The sequence below is a fragment of the Bradyrhizobium sp. UFLA05-112 genome, assembly GCF_053572325.1.
Window position 1 is genome coordinate 89,824 of the sequence record NZ_JBANBK010000023.1, and the last position, 15,556, is coordinate 105,379.

The window sequence follows — 15,556 nt, forward strand, 5'->3', positions numbered from 1 at the left end:
TCCGCTTCGCTGCGCTTGTCCGGGATGACAGCGGAAATATGGCGCGCTCTATCGCGTCCTGACCAGCCGCAGCAGCTCCTCGCCGTAATGCTCGAGCTTCTTGTCGCCGATGCCGGCCACGTTGCGCAGCTCGTCCAGCGTCGTGGGCCAGGCGCGCACGATGCCGTCGATCGTTGCATCATGCAGCACGACATAGGCGGGCACGCCGCGCTCGCGGGCGACCTCGGAGCGCCAGGCGCGCAGGCGTGCGCGCAATTCGGGATCAACGTCGCCCTGTGGCGCGCTAGCGGCGGGTGCAAGGTCGCCGCGGCGGGATTTTGCGCGGCTGGCGCGAATGCGCGAGCCAGGGGCTTCCTCGCGTAGCCAGACTTCCGTCTCGCCGCGCAAGACGCCGCGTGAGGACTCCGTCAGCTTCAGCGCGCCGAAAGCCTCGCTGTCGCTCTGCAGGTGCCCCATCGCCACCAATTGCCGCAGCACCGTGCGCCACTGCTTCTCGTTGAGCTCGCGGCCGATGCCGAACACCGACAGCTTGTCGTGGCCGAACTGCGTCACCTTCTCGGTCAAACGTCCCACCAACACGTCGATCAGGTGCATGGCGCCGAAGCGCTGTCCGGTGCGATAGACGCAGGACAAGAGCTTCTGCGCCAGCACCTTGCCGTCGCGCATTTGCGGCGGTGTCAGGCAGTTGTCGCAATTGCCGCAACTCTCCGCCGTAACCGTCTCGCCAAAATAGGCAAGCAGCCGCCTGCGGCGGCAATGCGCCGTCTCGGCAAGCCCAACCAGCGCGTCGAGCTTGCCGATCGATGCCCGCTTGAACGCGTCGGAAGCGGCGGACTCGTCGATCATCCGGCGCTGCTGCACGATGTCGGAGAGGCCGTAGGCCATCCAGGCGGCGGACGGATTGCCGTCGCGGCCGGCGCGCCCCGTCTCCTGGTAATAGGCCTCAATGCTCTTGGGCAGGTCGAGATGCGCGACGAAGCGCACGTCCGGCTTGTCGATGCCCATGCCGAAGGCGATGGTCGCGACGATGACGATGCCGTCTTCGTTCAGGAAACGATCCTGGTTGCGCGAGCGTACGCTGCCGTCGAGCCCGGCATGATAGGGCAGCGCCGGAATGCCGGCATCGCTCAAGGCGGCAGCGACCTCCTCGACCCGGTTGCGCGACAGGCAATAGACGATGCCCGCATCGCCGGCATGGCGCTCCCTGATGAACTCCTTCAGTTGCGCCACGGAATTGCGCTTATCGACTATCTCGTAGCGGATGTTCGGCCGGTCGAAGCTGGAGACGAATTGCGGCGCGTCCGCGAGTTGCAGCCGTTCGACGATCTCCTTGCGCGTCAACTCGTCGGCGGTGGCGGTGAGCGCGATCCGCGGCACGTCGGGAAAGCGCTCGGCGACGACCGAGAGCGCGACATATTCAGGACGAAAATCATGGCCCCATTGCGAGACGCAGTGCGCCTCGTCGATCGCAAACAGCGCGACCCTGGCCTGCGCCAGCATCGACAGGCAGCGCGGCGTGACCAGCCGTTCGGGCGCGACATAGAGCAGGTCGAGATCTCCGGCGATCAGGCGCCGCTCGACCTCGGAGGCCTCTTGCGGCGTCAGCGAGGAGTTCAGCGCGGCCGCGTTGACGCCGGATTCGATCAGGCCCGCGACCTGGTCGCGCATCAGCGCGATCAAAGGCGACACCACGATGCCGCAGCCTTCGCGCAACAGTGACGGCAACTGGTAACACAGCGACTTGCCGCCACCGGTCGGCATCAGCACCAGGCAATTGCCGCCTGCTGTCACATGCCTGATAATCTCGCCTTGCGCACCGCGGAAACCGGAGAGCCCGAACACCGAATGCAGCACCGACAGCGCGTCGCGGCCCTCGGCTGGCGCGGTCTGCGGGGCGGTGGAGGGGGCGGACATGGGCGTGTCGGTCCGGGCCGTGAGATTCGGTCAACGGCAGTGGCATGGCGAGGCGGCGGTGGCAAGGGTGTTTGCGCGGAACGGACGCTCTTCTCCTCTCCCCCTGTGGGAGAGGTGCCAAGCGAAGCTCGGCGGGTGAGGGGTTTCTCTCCGCGCGTGGATCTGGCGCAATGTGATGCGCGGAGAGCCCCCCTCATCCGGCGCTTCGCGCCACCTTCTTCCGCAAGGGGAGAAGGGAAGAAGTGTGCTACGCCCCAATTCGGCGTAGGGCTTCAGCGACCGTCACGATCGGAACGTCGCGCTTCTGCGCCGCCTTCAACGCGTGGTGCAACAGCGACGGCGTGCAGCCATAGGGGCTCGGCCGATTGACGACGTCGTGGCCGTAGAAGATCAGCCAGCCGCCGCTGGCCAGGGCCTCGTCCAGATAGCGATCGACGCCGCCGACATCGATATCCTTGTCGACCAGGGGAGACGAGCGCAGGAACTGCAGGTCGATGACGTCGCGATTGACGCCGGGAAGGATCCCGCGTGCTGAGCGGAAGCTCTTGGTGAGCTGCGGCTTGCGCCAGATCGAGGCGAGACCATACGGATAGGCAAAGTTCTCGAGCTTGATCGTCGGATCGAGCGCGTGAAAATAGTTACGGTTCAGCTCAATCTCGCGCGCCAGCGTGGCCTCGTCGAGATCCACCGCGCGGCGATGCGAGAAGGTGTGGCAAGCGATCTCGTGGCCGCGATCATGAAGCCGCAGGATGGCGTCGTTGGACAGCCCGAGCCAGTGATCGGACTTCTGGCCAATTTGGCTGCCGGCCAGATAGAAGGTCGCGCGGCCGCCATACTCTTCCAGCATGGGGGCGCCACGGCTCGCGGCGCTGTCGGGAGCATCATCGAAGGTGAAGCTGACCATCGGCGCGTGGGTCGGCAGCCGATGCGGCATCACGGCAAAATGCCGAGCCAGCCGATTGCTTACGCGTCCGTTGATTGCCGACCACACCAGGTTGTTTCCCTGTATTTCCCAAACGGGCGGTAGCAATGAACCATCCGCCCTTGGCCGAACGCAAGTTGTACAAGTCGTTATGCCTAACGAGGAAACCACCCCGCCCTTCAGCGCAGAGACAGCGGTGCGGCGGCATCCTCGGCGAGAAAATCGAGCCAGTTCCTGAAAAGCACGGCAGCAGCGCTGCCGGCGGCGATATCGCCGCGCAAATTCAGCGCAGGCAGTTCGCTCGCCATTGCCGGATGACGCTGATGCCTAGCGCGCTTTTCGAAGCGGCTGAGCTTCTCCTCGGTCGCCGCGTCGAAATAACTCGTGGGTAGCGCTGGATAGGCCTCGCGCTCGCGCGCGAGGAAACGGCCGATATCGCGCAGATATTCACGCTGCAGCGACAACGCGTCATACTCGGGATGGCCCTGGAAGAACACGAACCGGCTGGCATACTGCCGGGCGAAAACGTCAACGCCCGCCTTTGCCGAGCGTGTCAGCACCTGGTAACCATGCTTGGTGAGGTCGGCTTCCGCGACCTCATTCAGTCGCGAGTGCGAGACTTTGAGATGCGCCGGCGCGGCACGCGTGAGCGGATCGTTCGCGATCGTCTCGCAGTCGAAAATGCCGTGGCATTTGACGGCAAGCGGCCGCCGCACGATCCGGTCGAGATGCAACACCGCTGCATGCGCGGCAAGGCACGACCAGATCGCCGAGCGCGTATTGGTCCGCGCCCAGTCGATGATGTCGGTGAGATCGCGCCAATAGGGCTCCTGGTCGAGATCGGGCGCGACCGGCTCGGCGCCGGTCACGATCAACCCATCGAATCTTTGCCGCGTCAGATCGGAGAGATCGGAATATTCGCTCTCGACATGCCAGCGCGCCTCCGGCGAACGCTTGACCGAGGGCAGCGAGAAACGCTGGAAGCGGATACGGCGCCCGCGCCCGGCGGCTTGCAACAGCTTCATGAACTGTCGCTCGGTCGCCTTCAGTGCCGGATCCGGCATGTTGTTGATCAGCCCGATGGTGATCTCGCGGCCGTCACCGCGCGCGTCCTCCAGCGCCGGCACCAGGGCCGGGCTCAAAATACCTTGATCCTTGTCGATCAAGATGGTCATCGGCGCTGCCGTCTACTCCGCAGCTTGAAGCCGTTTCGACGGGCAGGCCTTTGCCAGCGCTTGGTCGATGTCTTCGATGATGTCGGCGATATGCTCGATGCCGATCGAGAGGCGGATCGTCTCCGGCAGCACGCCGGCGGCACGCTGCTGCTCCGCTGACATCTGGCGGTGCGTGGTCGAGGCCGGATGACAGGCGAGTGATTTTGCATCGCCGATGTTGACGAGTCGCGTGATCAGCTTCAGCGCGTCATAGAACGCCTTGCCGGCCTCCATGCCGCCCTTGATACCGAAGGTGAACAGGGACGAGCCGTTGCCGGCGAGATATTTCTGCACCAGTGCGTAATATGGGCTGTCCGGGAAGCCGGCATAGTTGACCCAGGCTACGCGCGGATCAGCGCGCAGGAATTCCGCGACCTTGCGTGCGTTCTCGACGTGGCGCTCCATGCGCAGCGCCACGGTCTCGATACCCTGGAGTAGCAGAAAGGCGTTGAAGGGCGACAGCACCGAACCCATGGTGCGCTGATAGATGCTGCGCGCGCGCTCGATGAAGGCGGTCTTGCCGAATCGCTCGGCATAGACGAGTCCGTGATAGGACGCGTCGGGCGTGTTGAAGGCCGGGAAACGTGCGGCGCGCTGCGCCCAGGGAAAACTTCCGGAATCGACGATCGCGCCACCGAGCGTGGTGCCGTGGCCGCCCAGAAATTTCGTCAGCGAATGCACGGAGATGTCGGCGCCGTAGTCGAACGGCTTGAGCAGGATCGGCGTCGCCACCGTGTTGTCGACGATCAGCGGCACGCCATGGGCATGTGCGATCTTCGCCAGCGCCTCGATGTCGCAGACATTGCCGGCAGGATTGCCGATGGTCTCGGCGAACACCGCGCGCGTGCTCTCGTCGATCAGGCGCGCGAGCGCTTCGGGCTTATCGCTCTCAGCGAAGCGGCCCGTGATGCCCTGGCGCGGCAGGATGTGGGAGAGCAAGGTATGCGTGGTGCCGTAGAGCTGCGGTACGGAAACGATGTTGCCGCCATGATCGGCGATGTTGACGAAGGCGAAATGCAGCGCCGCCTGTCCGGTTGCGACCGCAAGCGCGCCGACGCCGCCTTCGAGCTCGCTGATGCGCTTCTCCAGCACCGCGGTGGTCGGATTGGCGATACGGCTGTAGCGATAACCTTCCGCTTCGAGATTGAAGAGAGCTGCGCCATGATCGGCGCTGTCGAACGCATAGGCCGCAGTCTGGTAGATCGGCACGGCGACCGCATGCGTGGTCGCTTCTGGTTCGTAGCCGGCGTGAATAGCGATCGTTTCGTTGCGCATCGTCCACCTTCGCGTCCAGCGGGTCGCACTTTTGGGCACGTCAGTGGATGTGCGTTATCCGCCGTCCTCGTGTTAGAGGCGGGTGGTAAAGCGGGCAATAATTCGTCTAGAGATCGACGAAGTAACCCTAACGATTGATGCCGAATTAGCTAAAATTTGAATCAGGTTGCCGGCGCAGTCTGCGAACGCTCCTTCGTCACTTCGAGACCGCCCGCCGGACCTGTTCGCCGATCTGCGAGAGCACGAGCTGCGCCTGCGGCAGGATCGCGCCCATGGCGTGGAAATTGTGAACCATGCCATCGTGGCAGACATGCTCGACGACGACGCCGGCCGCCAGCAGCTTGCGCGCGTAGGCGTTGCCTTCGTCGCGCATCGGGTCGAACTCGGCGGTGTGGATGATCGCCGGTGGCAAACCGGCCAGTCGCGTCGCGCGGAGCGGCGAGATGCGCGGATCGGCGGCGTCGGTCCCGTCCGGCAGATAATCGGCGAGATCGGCGTCGATCGTGACGCGATCGATCAGGTGATTCTCGGCGAAGGCCTCGCGCGAGGGCGAGGTCTCCTCGAAATCGAGCACCGGGCAGATCAGGCATTGCGCGACGATGGAGAGCCCGGCGTTCTGCGTCGCCTCCTGGCACACGACGGCGGCAAGCGTTGCGCCGGCGGAATCACCGCCGATCACCAGCCGCTCGGCGTCGATGCCGAGGAGCGAAGCGTTTCGCGCCACCCATTCGGTCGCCGCGATCGCGTCGTCGATCGCGGCAGGAAATTTGTGCTCGGGCGCGAGGCGGTAGTCGACCGATACCAGGCGGCAACCGGTCACGTGCGCGATGCCGGCGGCGATGCGGTCATGGGTCTGGATGCTGCCGGCGACGAGCCCGCCGCCATGGAAGAACATGAAGCCCGGAGCTCGCGGTGCCGCGTTCTCCGGCGCATAGAGACGGTAGGCCAGCTCACCGCCGGGGCCGGGCAGCGTGCCGTCGGACGTCGCAACGCCAGGAGCCTCCGCGCGCGCAAACTGCATCAGCTTCGCCAGCGACTGCCGCCGTCCCTCGACGCTCGGGCGAGCGCGCGCCGCCGGCCCGGCCGCGGCCATCATGGTCAACAAGCGCTTCGCAAGGGGATCGAGCGGCATGGGGCGTTCTCTCGGGATCGCTGCCTTGAATCTGTGGATCAGCAATCCAGAATCGAGCCCCGTCGGTCAAGTTCCAAGCAGGAAATCCTTTAGGAATTCGGCCAATAGTGACGCATATTGCGGCATCACGGTAAGGGGAGGCTGGCTAATGGCCGAGAGCACAAAATCCATCGAATACTCGGCGAGCTGGACTTTCTTTGAAGGCAAGTGGCACGAAGGCAACGTACCGATCATGGGACCGCGCACGCATGGCGCCTGGCTCGGCTCGGTCGTGTTCGACGGAGCCCGCGCGTTCGAAGGCGTTGCGCCCGATCTCGATCGCCACGTCGCCCGTGCCAATCAATCCGCGATCAATTTTGGCCTCAAGCCAGTCGTCGAGACCGCCACATGGATGACGCTCGCGCACGAAGGCATTGCGCGCTTTGCGCCGAAGGCCGAGCTCTACATTCGTCCGATGTACTGGGCGCAGAACGGCTCGGGTGGCGGCGTGCTGTTCGACCCTGAAACCACCAACTGGTGCCTCTGCATCTACGAGGCGCCGATGCCGAAGCTGGTCGGCAACGCGATCACGCTGTCGCCCTTCCGAAGGCCGACGGCGGAATGCGCGCCGGTCGAGGCGAAGGCGGCCTGCCTCTATCCGAACAACTCGCGCGCGCTCGCGGAGGCGGCCTCCCGCGGCTTCCAGAACGCCCTGATGCTCGACATGCTCGGCAATGTCGCGGAGTTCGGCAATTCCAACGTGTTCATGGCGAAAGACGGCGTGGTCTTCACGCCGGCGCCGAACGGCACCTTTTTGAACGGCATCACGCGCCAGCGCGTGATCGGCCTGCTGCGTGCCGACGGCGTCACCGTGATCGAGAAGACCTTGCGCTATGCCGATTTCGTCGCCGCCGACGAGATCTTCTCGAGCGGCAATTTCGCCAAGGTCGCCCCCGTCATCCGCATCGACGACCGCGAGCTGAAGCCGGGCCCGTTCTACACCAAAGCGCGCAAGCTCTATTGGGACTTCGCGCATGCCGTGAAGCTCGCGGCGTAGGATTCTCTGCGCTCACATGACGATCGGGCGCGAGCTCGCCTTGCTCTCCGCTGTCATCGCCCGGCCTTGCCGCCTCCGCTAAAGCCTCGGCGAGCCGAGTTCGCAAGCCTCGTCGGAGCCTTGGCGGAGACGGGACAGGGCGATCCAGTATTCCAGAGGCTGTGACGAATACGGAGAAGCCGCGGCGTACTGGATGCCCCGCCTTCGCGTGGCATGACCGACGCTATTGGCTGCGCCTCCGAAAGCGGCTGAACTGAAACGCCTGCGTCGAATCCCAGGGCGTACGGTGGACGTCGTGACGCGTCTCCAGCAGCGCGAAATCCGGGCCGAGCTCTGCGGCGAGACTGTTGCCGTCGTGGCGTTGTACGGGCAGGCCGCTGCATTTCTCGGGACCGTCGAGCGCGAAGGTGCCGATGATGACGTGACCGCCCTCGCGCACTGCCGATCGCAGGCGATCGATATACGCCGCCCGATCGGTGGGCTCGGTCAGGAAATGGAACGCGGCTCGGTCGTGCCAGACGTCGTATGAGCGTGCCGGCCGCCATGTCGTGACGTCGGCAACGATCCAGTCGATATCAGCGGCGGCAGCGCCGATCCGCGTCTTTGCGGCGTCCAGCGCATGGGCGGAGATATCGAGCACCGCAATGGAGCGATAGCCCTCCCGCAACAGCGTATCAACGAGCCGCGATGCGCCGCCGCCGACATCGATGATGGCGGCACCATGGCCTGGACTCGCTGCGCGGATCATTTGAAGCGAGATCGCCGGGCTCTCCTGGAACCAGCTCACTTCGGTCTCGCCCTTGGTCGTGTAGACCTTTTCCCAATGCGTGCTGCGCTCGGACATGACGGCGGCTCCCGTGATCGCGAGAGCTTACCACGTCGGTCGTGCCATTGCCCCGTGAATGCACGAACTCGCCACACACCCCGCCGTCATCGCCCGAAGCTTGACCGGGCGATCCAGTACTCCGAGGCGCCTGTGATTGAACCGCGACAACGCGGCGTACTTGATGCCCCGGGTCAAGCCGGGGCATGACAATGGAGAGCGAGGCCAGGCTTGCGGTCTCTTGCCGCCCGCTGCGGCCTACGGCCCGTACAGCACGAGCTCCGTATCCGTGAGATCGGCCAGTTGCGGCTGGTGCGGGCCCTTGAAGTATTTGCGGCCGCGCCGCTCGGTATAGACGCCGGTGAGGCCGGGTATCGGGCCGTTGGAATCGACGATGACCGAGATCTTGCCGAGCCGCAGCAGCAGGCGGCCGATGCGACCGGCGCAGGTGACGAATTCGGTGATGCTGCGGCAATAGATCAGCTGCATCGCAGGCGGCGCGATCCAGCCGCGGCGGATGCGCACCGGTTGCAGGATGAAAGGGAATACACCCTTCGGCGTGCGGACCACAAGGCTCAGGCAGTTGTAGCGCGCGTGCCGGGTCAAAAGCTCGGTCTCGACCTCGTCGAGGCCCTCGATCTGCTTGGCGTGCGACGCGATCACCTCGATCCTGGTCCAGCGCGGCACGCGCGACAGCACCGGCACCGAGAAGAACAGGCCGCGGCAATAGGCCCTGAATCCCTGGGTCTCGATGATCGGCCAGGTCCACACCGCCGGGCTGATGTTGAGGTAGGTCACGTCCTTGTGCCGCTGCGCGATCTTGGTCAGTAGCGGCGCGTAGTTACGGAACGCCGGCTCGACATACCAGCTCGACAGGTTGCAATGGATGGCGATGGCCTCGCCATCCTTGCGCGCCGTGTAGATCAGAAGCAGCACGCCGACCGGCATGCCGTCATTGTCGAGCATGTAACCGAAGCGCGGGTAGCCCTCGGGCACGGGCCGGAAGGCCTGCCTGCGCAGGCCCTGGATCCAATAGTCGCGCGTGCGGCCGACGAAGCCGCGCGTCAAGAGGTCCGCGATGGCGTCGACATCGGACTCCGTGATCTCGCGGCATCGGACCTTGGTATGGATCACGCTCGTCTTGCCCGTGGAAATGATCGGCCTCGTCGCTTAGCGCCAGCCTTCGACATGGACGTCAGTCGTCACATGCGGCGACAGGCCCAGGATGTCCCGCACCTTGGCGGGCCAGGCGGCAAGATCGGTGCCGTGGGTGTGGAACATCGCGACAGCGAGGCGATCCATGCCGAAGGCGACGCAGCCCGTGTGGGCGGGCTCGCCGTGGGCGTCCTGGATGCCCCAGGTCGTGCCAAAGTGCTCGCGATGATAGTTGAAGCTCATGCAGGCCGTCGGCTGCTCTTCCGAGCGCAGCGGAATGAGCAGCTCGAACTTGAGCTGCTGCTGCTTCTGGCTCACGGCCTTCATCTGGCCGACGCGGCCGAAGAAGGGATCACTGGCATAGTCGACCCGAAAGGTGAGACCGAGATCGCGGGCGATTGCCTGCGCGCGCACCATCCAGCGCTCGCGGAAATCGGCGACGTCGTCGGGGCTGCCGATGCAGACATATTCGCGCATCCGGAACGACTGCAGCCGGTCGAGATGACGCGACGGCTCGCGGCGGAAGCAGTCTGCGGCGACGTCGAAGCGCAGGCCGCCCTTCGGCAGCTGCCCGCGGCTCGCCGCGATCGGATAGACGGGATAGCAGGCTGCCGGCGACAGCACGAGATCGGCGGGCGACAGCGACGTGGTCCAGTCGCCGCCGGCATCGAAGCGGCTCACGGCGGCGTTGATTTCGCGCTCGGTGCCATGCAGGCCGCAGACGCAGCCGAGCAGGTTCGGGAAGCTCTTGAGGTAGCCGGATTTTTCCAGCTGCGCCCGGCTCATCACCGGCGGAAAGCGCATCACCTCGGTGCCGGCCTCACGGTGCCGCGTGATCAGCGCGGCGAGCCGCTCCACGACATCCTCATAGAGCGCGGTGCGAGCGTAGACGCCGTCCGAACCCATGCGGTGGAACAGCACGTCGGTGAGATGGTCGAGCGGATCGATGGCTTGCGGCGCGGTGTCGGGCGAGGTCGGGAGAACGGCAACGTTCATGGCCAAAACTTCCTGTTATCTGCAATTCTTCTTGTTGGTCGCGTAGGTTCGTCGAAGGCTCGTTAGTCGCGAAGGCTTATCAGTCCCTAAGGCTTGCCGGCACGCCGCTCATCAAGGTCGAGGTCGCAGCATTGGCGAGGATGCGGTCATTGTTGATCATGATCGGCGCGGACAGTACGTCGCGCAGGTGGCGGCCCATGGTGAAGTCGCCGTCGTTGCGATAGCCGGCAAGGCCGGTCGTGCGCATCGCGTGCATCACGGTCTCGACCGCAAGCTCGGAGGCCTGCACCTTGAGGAGCGTGATCGAGGACTGGACGTCGAGCGAGCCGAGCGCGCGCTCGTCATGCTCATGATGGGCGAAGGTGTCGATATTGGAGGCGATCAGCGCGCGGAGTTTTGCCAGCGACATCTTCGCGGCGGTGAAATGGGCGGCCGCCGGTGGCATCTGCCCGCCGGAGGCCCGCGCCGCCTTGCGAACGAATGCCTGCGCGCGCGTCACGGCGGCAGCGGCAACGCCGGCCCAGGCCGACGACCAGCACAGATGTGCAAACGGCGTCATCGTCTGCGCGTGGATCTTGTCGTAGGATTCCGGGAAGACGCGGTCCGCGGGGCAGTCGACCCTCAGCTCGAAGCCGGTCGAGCAGGTGCCGCGCATGCCGAGTGTTTCCCAGCCGAGCGTCCGCTTCAGCGAATAGTCATCCTTGGCGAGCGCCAGCAGCACCTGGTCGGAGGCGACAGCATCGCTCGTGCGGCGCGCGATGGTGACGAGGCCGTCGGCCTCGGCGCCGTAGGAGATCACGGTGGCATCGCGCGTCAACGCGATCATGTCGCCTTCATGATCGACCGCGGCCGCGCTCGCGCGGATGTTGCCGCCGTTCTGGCCTTCGGTGGTGGAGGAAGCGAGCAGCCACTGGTCGCGGCCGACCCGGCGCATCATGGTTTCCATCCAGGGAATGCCGTGGCCGTGCCGGATTACGCAGGCGACCTTGGTGGTATGCATCGCATAGATCATTGCGGTCGAAGCGCAGGCGCGCCCGAGCGTGTAGCAGATGTCGGTGACGTCGTAGATCGAGGCACCGAAGCCGCCGAATTCGACCGGGATCATCACGCCGAGCAGTTTCTGCTCGCGCGCGGCGTCGAATGCCTTGTGGGGAAAGCGGCCGTCGCGATCGACGCCCTCGGCTTCGCCGGCCGCCACCGTCGCCACGCGCGCGGCGCGCTCGACCAGAGAAGGGCTGTGCTCGAGAAAGCTTGCCTGGGCATCGTCGACAGGTTGAAGGGCCGCTTCGCGCACGTTCATGATGGTCCGCCTCCGATTCGTCGTTCGAGATCGGTACGGTCACGCCATGCCGATCATCCGACCATGTTTGCTTGGCCCAGAGGCTTACGGATTTAATTCAAATTCGTCGACGAAATTGAAGGTAAACAAGGCTTAATTCGGAACGAGCAGTTAAGGCTTGGTTTTTCGCAGCCCCCTACTTTTCGTGAACGCGTTAGTGATCAGAGGAAGCACGAGTTTTAGTCAATCTGAGTCATCGTTTACTAAGAAACGGGAGTTAAGAGTCGCGCCCGTTGCAGGATCGGCCCGTCATGCCCATCGTAGACGGTGGTCCGGACCTTATCAGAGTGGGATATTGCAGATGCAGGCGTTCGATACCGATGTGCGGGATCGCATCATCAAGCTGGTGAAGGGCATCCTCGAACAGAATTCGCTTGCTACGAACCTCACGCCGAGCGCGCGCCTCGTCGATGTCGGCCTGACCTCGATGGACATGGTCAACCTGATGCTCGGCGTGGAAGCCGAGTTCGACTTCACCATCCCGCAATCCGAAATCACGCCGGAGAATTTCCAGTCGGTCGATACGCTCGAGCGGATGGTGGCGAGCCAGTTGCAGCCGGCGACCGCGGCGTAGCCGCCCCCACGGGGTCGTCCTGGCGAAAGCCAGGACTCATAACCCCAGGGAGCAGTTTGACGAAGACAAGTCGTTCGGAACTGCCACCATCAACTATCGATAGATTCCGCGGTATAGGTCCTGGTTTTCGCCAGGACGACATCGAATGTGTGGCGAGCGCCCACGCTAGCTTGCAACGTCACTACCCCCACCATCCCCGTTCCAAATCCGTCCCAAAACTGGCATAGCTTAACCACGTTGCACATCGCGGACGGGGTGAAGCAGGCATGGCGCAGGCGGTATTGGGCATCATCGGCGGCTCCGGCATCTACGACCTGCCGGGGCTCGAGGGCGCGCACGAAGAGGTGATCAGCAGTCCCTGGGGCGAGCCGTCGGCGCCGGTCAGGCGCGGCACCATCGCCGGTCTGCCGATCGTGTTCCTGCCGCGGCATGACAAGGGCCACCGCCTGTCGCCCTCCGACATCAACTATCGCGCCAATATCGACGTCCTGAAGCGCGCCGGCGTCACCGATCTGGTGTCGCTCTCGGCTTGCGGTTCCTTCAAGGAGGAACTGCCGCCCGGCACCTTCGTGCTGATCGATCAGTTCGTCGACCGCACCCACAAGCGCGAGAGCTCGTTCTTCGGCAAGGGCTGCGTCGCGCATGTGTCGATGGCGCATCCGGTCTCACCGCGGCTGCGTATCCATCTCGCAGCCGCGGCCGAAGCCGAAGGCATCGCAATTGCGCGCGGCGGCACCTATGTCTGCATGGAGGGGCCGCAATTCTCGACGCTTGCGGAAAGCATGACCAACAAGACGCTGGGCTATTCCGTGATCGGCATGACCAACATGCCCGAGGCCAAGCTCGCCCGTGAGGCGGAGATCTGCTACGCCACGGTCGCCATGGTGACGGACTTCGATTGCTGGCATCCGGATCACGACGCCGTCACCGTGCAGGATATCATCCGTGTGCTGACCTCGAACGCGGACAAGGCCAAGGCGCTGGTGGCGCGTCTGGCAAAGGATTTTCCGCGCGAGCACCAGCCGTGTCCAATCGGCTCGGACCGCGCGCTCGATACGGCGCTGATCACCGCGCCCGAGGCACGCGATCCCGAGCTTTTGAAGAAGCTCGATGCCGTGGCGGGGCGCTTGCTCCGCGCGTAGGACGAAAGGCAGAACGCCATGAAGGTCGACGGCAAGCATTACCGCAGCATCTGGCGCGAGCGCGACGGCTGGTCGGTCGGAGCCATCGACCAGCGCCGGCTGCCGCACGAATTCGTCATCGCTCGTCTCACCACGAGCGAGGAGGCGGCTGACGCGATCCGGACCATGCTGGTGCGCGGTGCGCCGCTGATCGGCGCCACGGCCGCGTTCGGCGTGGCGCTCGCCATGCGCGAGGACGGTTCCGACGCCGCCTTGAAGCGCGCCTACGAGACGCTGGTGGTGGCGCGGCCCACGGCCATCAATCTCAAATGGGCACTCGACGAGATGCGTGCGACGCTGGCGCCGATCGACCGCCTGGAGCGCGCCGAAGCGGCTTACGCGCGGGCCGACGAGATCCTGGAGCAGGATGTCGAGATCAACCGGGGCATCGCCCGCAACGGTCTGGAGCTGATCGAGACGATCGCCGCGAAGAAAAAGCCGGGCGAAACCATCAACGTGCTGACCCATTGCAATGCCGGCTGGCTTGCCACCGTCGACTGGGGCACCGCGACGGCGCCGATCTATCTGGCGCATGACCGCGGCCTCAAGATCCATGTCTGGGTCGACGAGACGCGGCCGCGCAACCAGGGCGCCTCGCTCACCGCCTGGGAGCTCGGCCATCACGGCGTGCCGCACACCGTGATCCCAGACAACACTGGCGGTCATCTGATGCAGCACGGCATGGTGGATCTCGCCATCGTCGGTACCGATCGCGTCGCGGCCAATGGTGACGTCTGCAACAAGATCGGCACTTACCTGAAGGCGCTCGCTGCACACGACAACAACGTGCCGTTCTATGTCGCACTGCCCTCGCCCACGATCGATTTCGCGGTCAATGACGGCATCCGCGACATCCCGATCGAGCAGCGCAACGGCGTGGAGGTCACCGACATGACCGGCCGCACCGCCGACGGGCGGCTCGAGACGGTGCGGATCGTGCCCGAGGGCTCGCCGGTCGCCAACTACGCCTTCGATGTGACGCCGGCGCGGCTGGTGACGGGCTTGATCACCGAGCGCGGCGTGCTCAAGCCCGATCGCGCCTCGCTCGCGGCCGCGTTTCCTGAGCGGATGGCCGCGGAAGCGGAGTAGCTCTGGTCTCTCGGTGGGCAAAGGCGCATCGCGCCGTGCCCCACCACTTTTCTTGATGTCATTGAAAGTGGTGGGCACGCTTCGCTTTGCCCACCCTACGGTTCGTCGATGCGGCTAACCGAGTTTCAGCCCCGTTGCTGCCTCGAGCTCGGCGATCGCCTGCGCGCCGCTCACGACCTTGATCGTCGTCATTCCCATCTCGCGGGCGGGCTTCAGGTTGACGCCGAGATCGTCAAGGTAGACGCAGTGCGCGGGATCGACCTCTAGCGCCTCGACCATCATCCGGTAGATGCGAGGATCCGGCTTGCGCAGACCGATTTTGGCGGACTCGATGACGTGGTCGAACAGCACCATCACGTCGGCGACGTAGAGCGAGCGGCCAGTCATGCTGCCGATCGCGTTGGCCGGCAGATTATTGGTGATGCAGCCGGTCTTGAACTTAGTCTTGATGCGCTTCAGCGCCTCGACCATCTCGGGGCGCAGATCGCCCTGCAACAGCGGCAGCACGTCGCGGCCGCGCACCTCCGCGCCGAGCGCAAGTGATTCCGCGGCGAACAGCTGGTCAAATGTTTCGATGTCGACCTCGGCGCGCTCGAACTTCGCCCAGGCGTTTTCCAGATGATTGGCGGCATTGGTGCGGCGGATGATGTCGGCAGGTAGGCCGCGCTCCTGTTCGAAGCGCGTGAAGGCCTCGAAGGGCGAGCTCGTCAACACGCCGCCAAAGTCAAAGATCACAGCCCCGATCGCCACTGTCCTACCCTCGTCGATATCAGGTGAAAACCGCTAGCACGCTGCTGCCACAACGGCCAGCATGAAGGATCTCTTCCAGAAGGCGCTTCTAAGGGGTCTCTTGGCTAATGACGCCCCAGCGGCTACCACACTCGCCCATGAACAAGACGTCCATCC

Annotated in this window: 14 protein-coding genes; 4 read left to right on the forward strand and 10 right to left on the reverse strand. The window is 64.7% G+C overall.

Annotation, left to right across the window (positions count from 1 at the left end; all coding sequences use genetic code 11):
- Positions 1 to 48 precede the first annotated feature (48 nt).
- The 5 genes from recQ to SO180_RS16040 form a co-directional block, all read right to left on the reverse strand.
- Entirely contained in the window at positions 49 to 1,914 is a 1,866-nt protein-coding gene (recQ, locus tag SO180_RS16020) for a DNA helicase RecQ (protein ID WP_449379803.1), read from the reverse strand.
- A 247-nt stretch (positions 1,915 to 2,161) separates the two neighbouring features.
- Positions 2,162 to 2,905: a polysaccharide deacetylase family protein gene (locus SO180_RS16025; protein WP_449379804.1), complete on the reverse strand. Its 744-nt coding sequence runs from the start codon at positions 2,903 to 2,905 to the stop codon at positions 2,162 to 2,164.
- A gap of 110 nt (positions 2,906 to 3,015) precedes the next feature.
- The gene (gene metA / locus SO180_RS16030; protein WP_449379805.1) at positions 3,016 to 4,011 is read right to left on the reverse strand and encodes a homoserine O-succinyltransferase MetA; all 996 of its coding nucleotides are present in this window, start codon (positions 4,009 to 4,011) and stop codon (positions 3,016 to 3,018) included.
- Positions 4,012 to 4,023: 12 nt separating this feature from the next.
- A complete protein-coding gene (locus SO180_RS16035; protein WP_449379806.1) occupies positions 4,024 to 5,325 on the reverse strand; it encodes an O-acetylhomoserine aminocarboxypropyltransferase/cysteine synthase family protein in 1,302 nt (433 codons plus the stop codon).
- Between the two features lie 196 nt (positions 5,326 to 5,521).
- Positions 5,522 to 6,457: an alpha/beta hydrolase gene (locus tag SO180_RS16040; protein WP_449379807.1), complete on the reverse strand. Its 936-nt coding sequence runs from the start codon at positions 6,455 to 6,457 to the stop codon at positions 5,522 to 5,524.
- 148 nt (positions 6,458 to 6,605) lie between these two features.
- On the opposite strand from SO180_RS16040, the gene SO180_RS16045 reads away from it, so the two are divergent.
- Positions 6,606 to 7,493, forward strand: coding sequence for a branched-chain amino acid aminotransferase (locus SO180_RS16045; RefSeq protein ID WP_449379808.1), 888 nt, complete (start codon positions 6,606 to 6,608; stop codon positions 7,491 to 7,493).
- Positions 7,494 to 7,716: 223 nt separating this feature from the next.
- On the opposite strand, the gene SO180_RS16050 is transcribed toward SO180_RS16045, so the two are convergent.
- The 4 genes from SO180_RS16050 to SO180_RS16065 all read right to left on the reverse strand — a co-directional run bounded on the left by SO180_RS16050 (position 7,717) and on the right by SO180_RS16065 (position 11,767).
- Positions 7,717 to 8,337 carry a class I SAM-dependent methyltransferase gene (locus tag SO180_RS16050; RefSeq protein ID WP_449379809.1) on the reverse strand — a complete coding sequence of 207 codons (621 nt, stop codon included), beginning with the start codon at positions 8,335 to 8,337 and terminating at the stop codon, positions 7,717 to 7,719.
- Between the two features lie 237 nt (positions 8,338 to 8,574).
- Complete coding sequence (locus SO180_RS16055; RefSeq protein ID WP_449379810.1) at positions 8,575 to 9,450, reverse strand: acyl-CoA acyltransferase; 876 nt, start codon at positions 9,448 to 9,450, stop codon at positions 8,575 to 8,577.
- Between the two features lie 36 nt (positions 9,451 to 9,486).
- Complete coding sequence (locus SO180_RS16060) at positions 9,487 to 10,467, reverse strand: amino acid--[acyl-carrier-protein] ligase (protein ID WP_449379811.1); 981 nt, start codon at positions 10,465 to 10,467, stop codon at positions 9,487 to 9,489.
- 79 nt (positions 10,468 to 10,546) lie between these two features.
- Complete coding sequence (locus tag SO180_RS16065; RefSeq protein ID WP_449379812.1) at positions 10,547 to 11,767, reverse strand: acyl-CoA dehydrogenase family protein; 1,221 nt, start codon at positions 11,765 to 11,767, stop codon at positions 10,547 to 10,549.
- A gap of 340 nt (positions 11,768 to 12,107) precedes the next feature.
- Between SO180_RS16065 and SO180_RS16070 the strand changes: the two genes are divergently transcribed.
- The 3 genes from SO180_RS16070 to mtnA all read left to right on the forward strand — a co-directional run bounded on the left by SO180_RS16070 (position 12,108) and on the right by mtnA (position 14,650).
- Positions 12,108 to 12,380, forward strand: a complete 273-nt coding sequence (locus tag SO180_RS16070; RefSeq protein ID WP_449379813.1) for a phosphopantetheine-binding protein — start codon at positions 12,108 to 12,110, stop codon at positions 12,378 to 12,380.
- A 266-nt stretch (positions 12,381 to 12,646) separates the two neighbouring features.
- On the forward strand, positions 12,647 to 13,522 hold the full coding sequence (locus SO180_RS16075) for an S-methyl-5'-thioadenosine phosphorylase (protein ID WP_449379814.1): 876 nt from the start codon (positions 12,647 to 12,649) through the stop codon (positions 13,520 to 13,522).
- A gap of 18 nt (positions 13,523 to 13,540) precedes the next feature.
- Positions 13,541 to 14,650 carry an S-methyl-5-thioribose-1-phosphate isomerase gene (gene mtnA, locus SO180_RS16080; protein ID WP_449379815.1) on the forward strand — a complete coding sequence of 370 codons (1,110 nt, stop codon included), beginning with the start codon at positions 13,541 to 13,543 and terminating at the stop codon, positions 14,648 to 14,650.
- Positions 14,651 to 14,764: 114 nt separating this feature from the next.
- On the opposite strand, the gene SO180_RS16085 is transcribed toward mtnA, so the two are convergent.
- Positions 14,765 to 15,400, reverse strand: a complete 636-nt coding sequence (locus SO180_RS16085) for an HAD-IA family hydrolase (protein ID WP_449379816.1) — start codon at positions 15,398 to 15,400, stop codon at positions 14,765 to 14,767.
- Between the last annotated feature and the right edge of the window lie 156 nt (positions 15,401 to 15,556).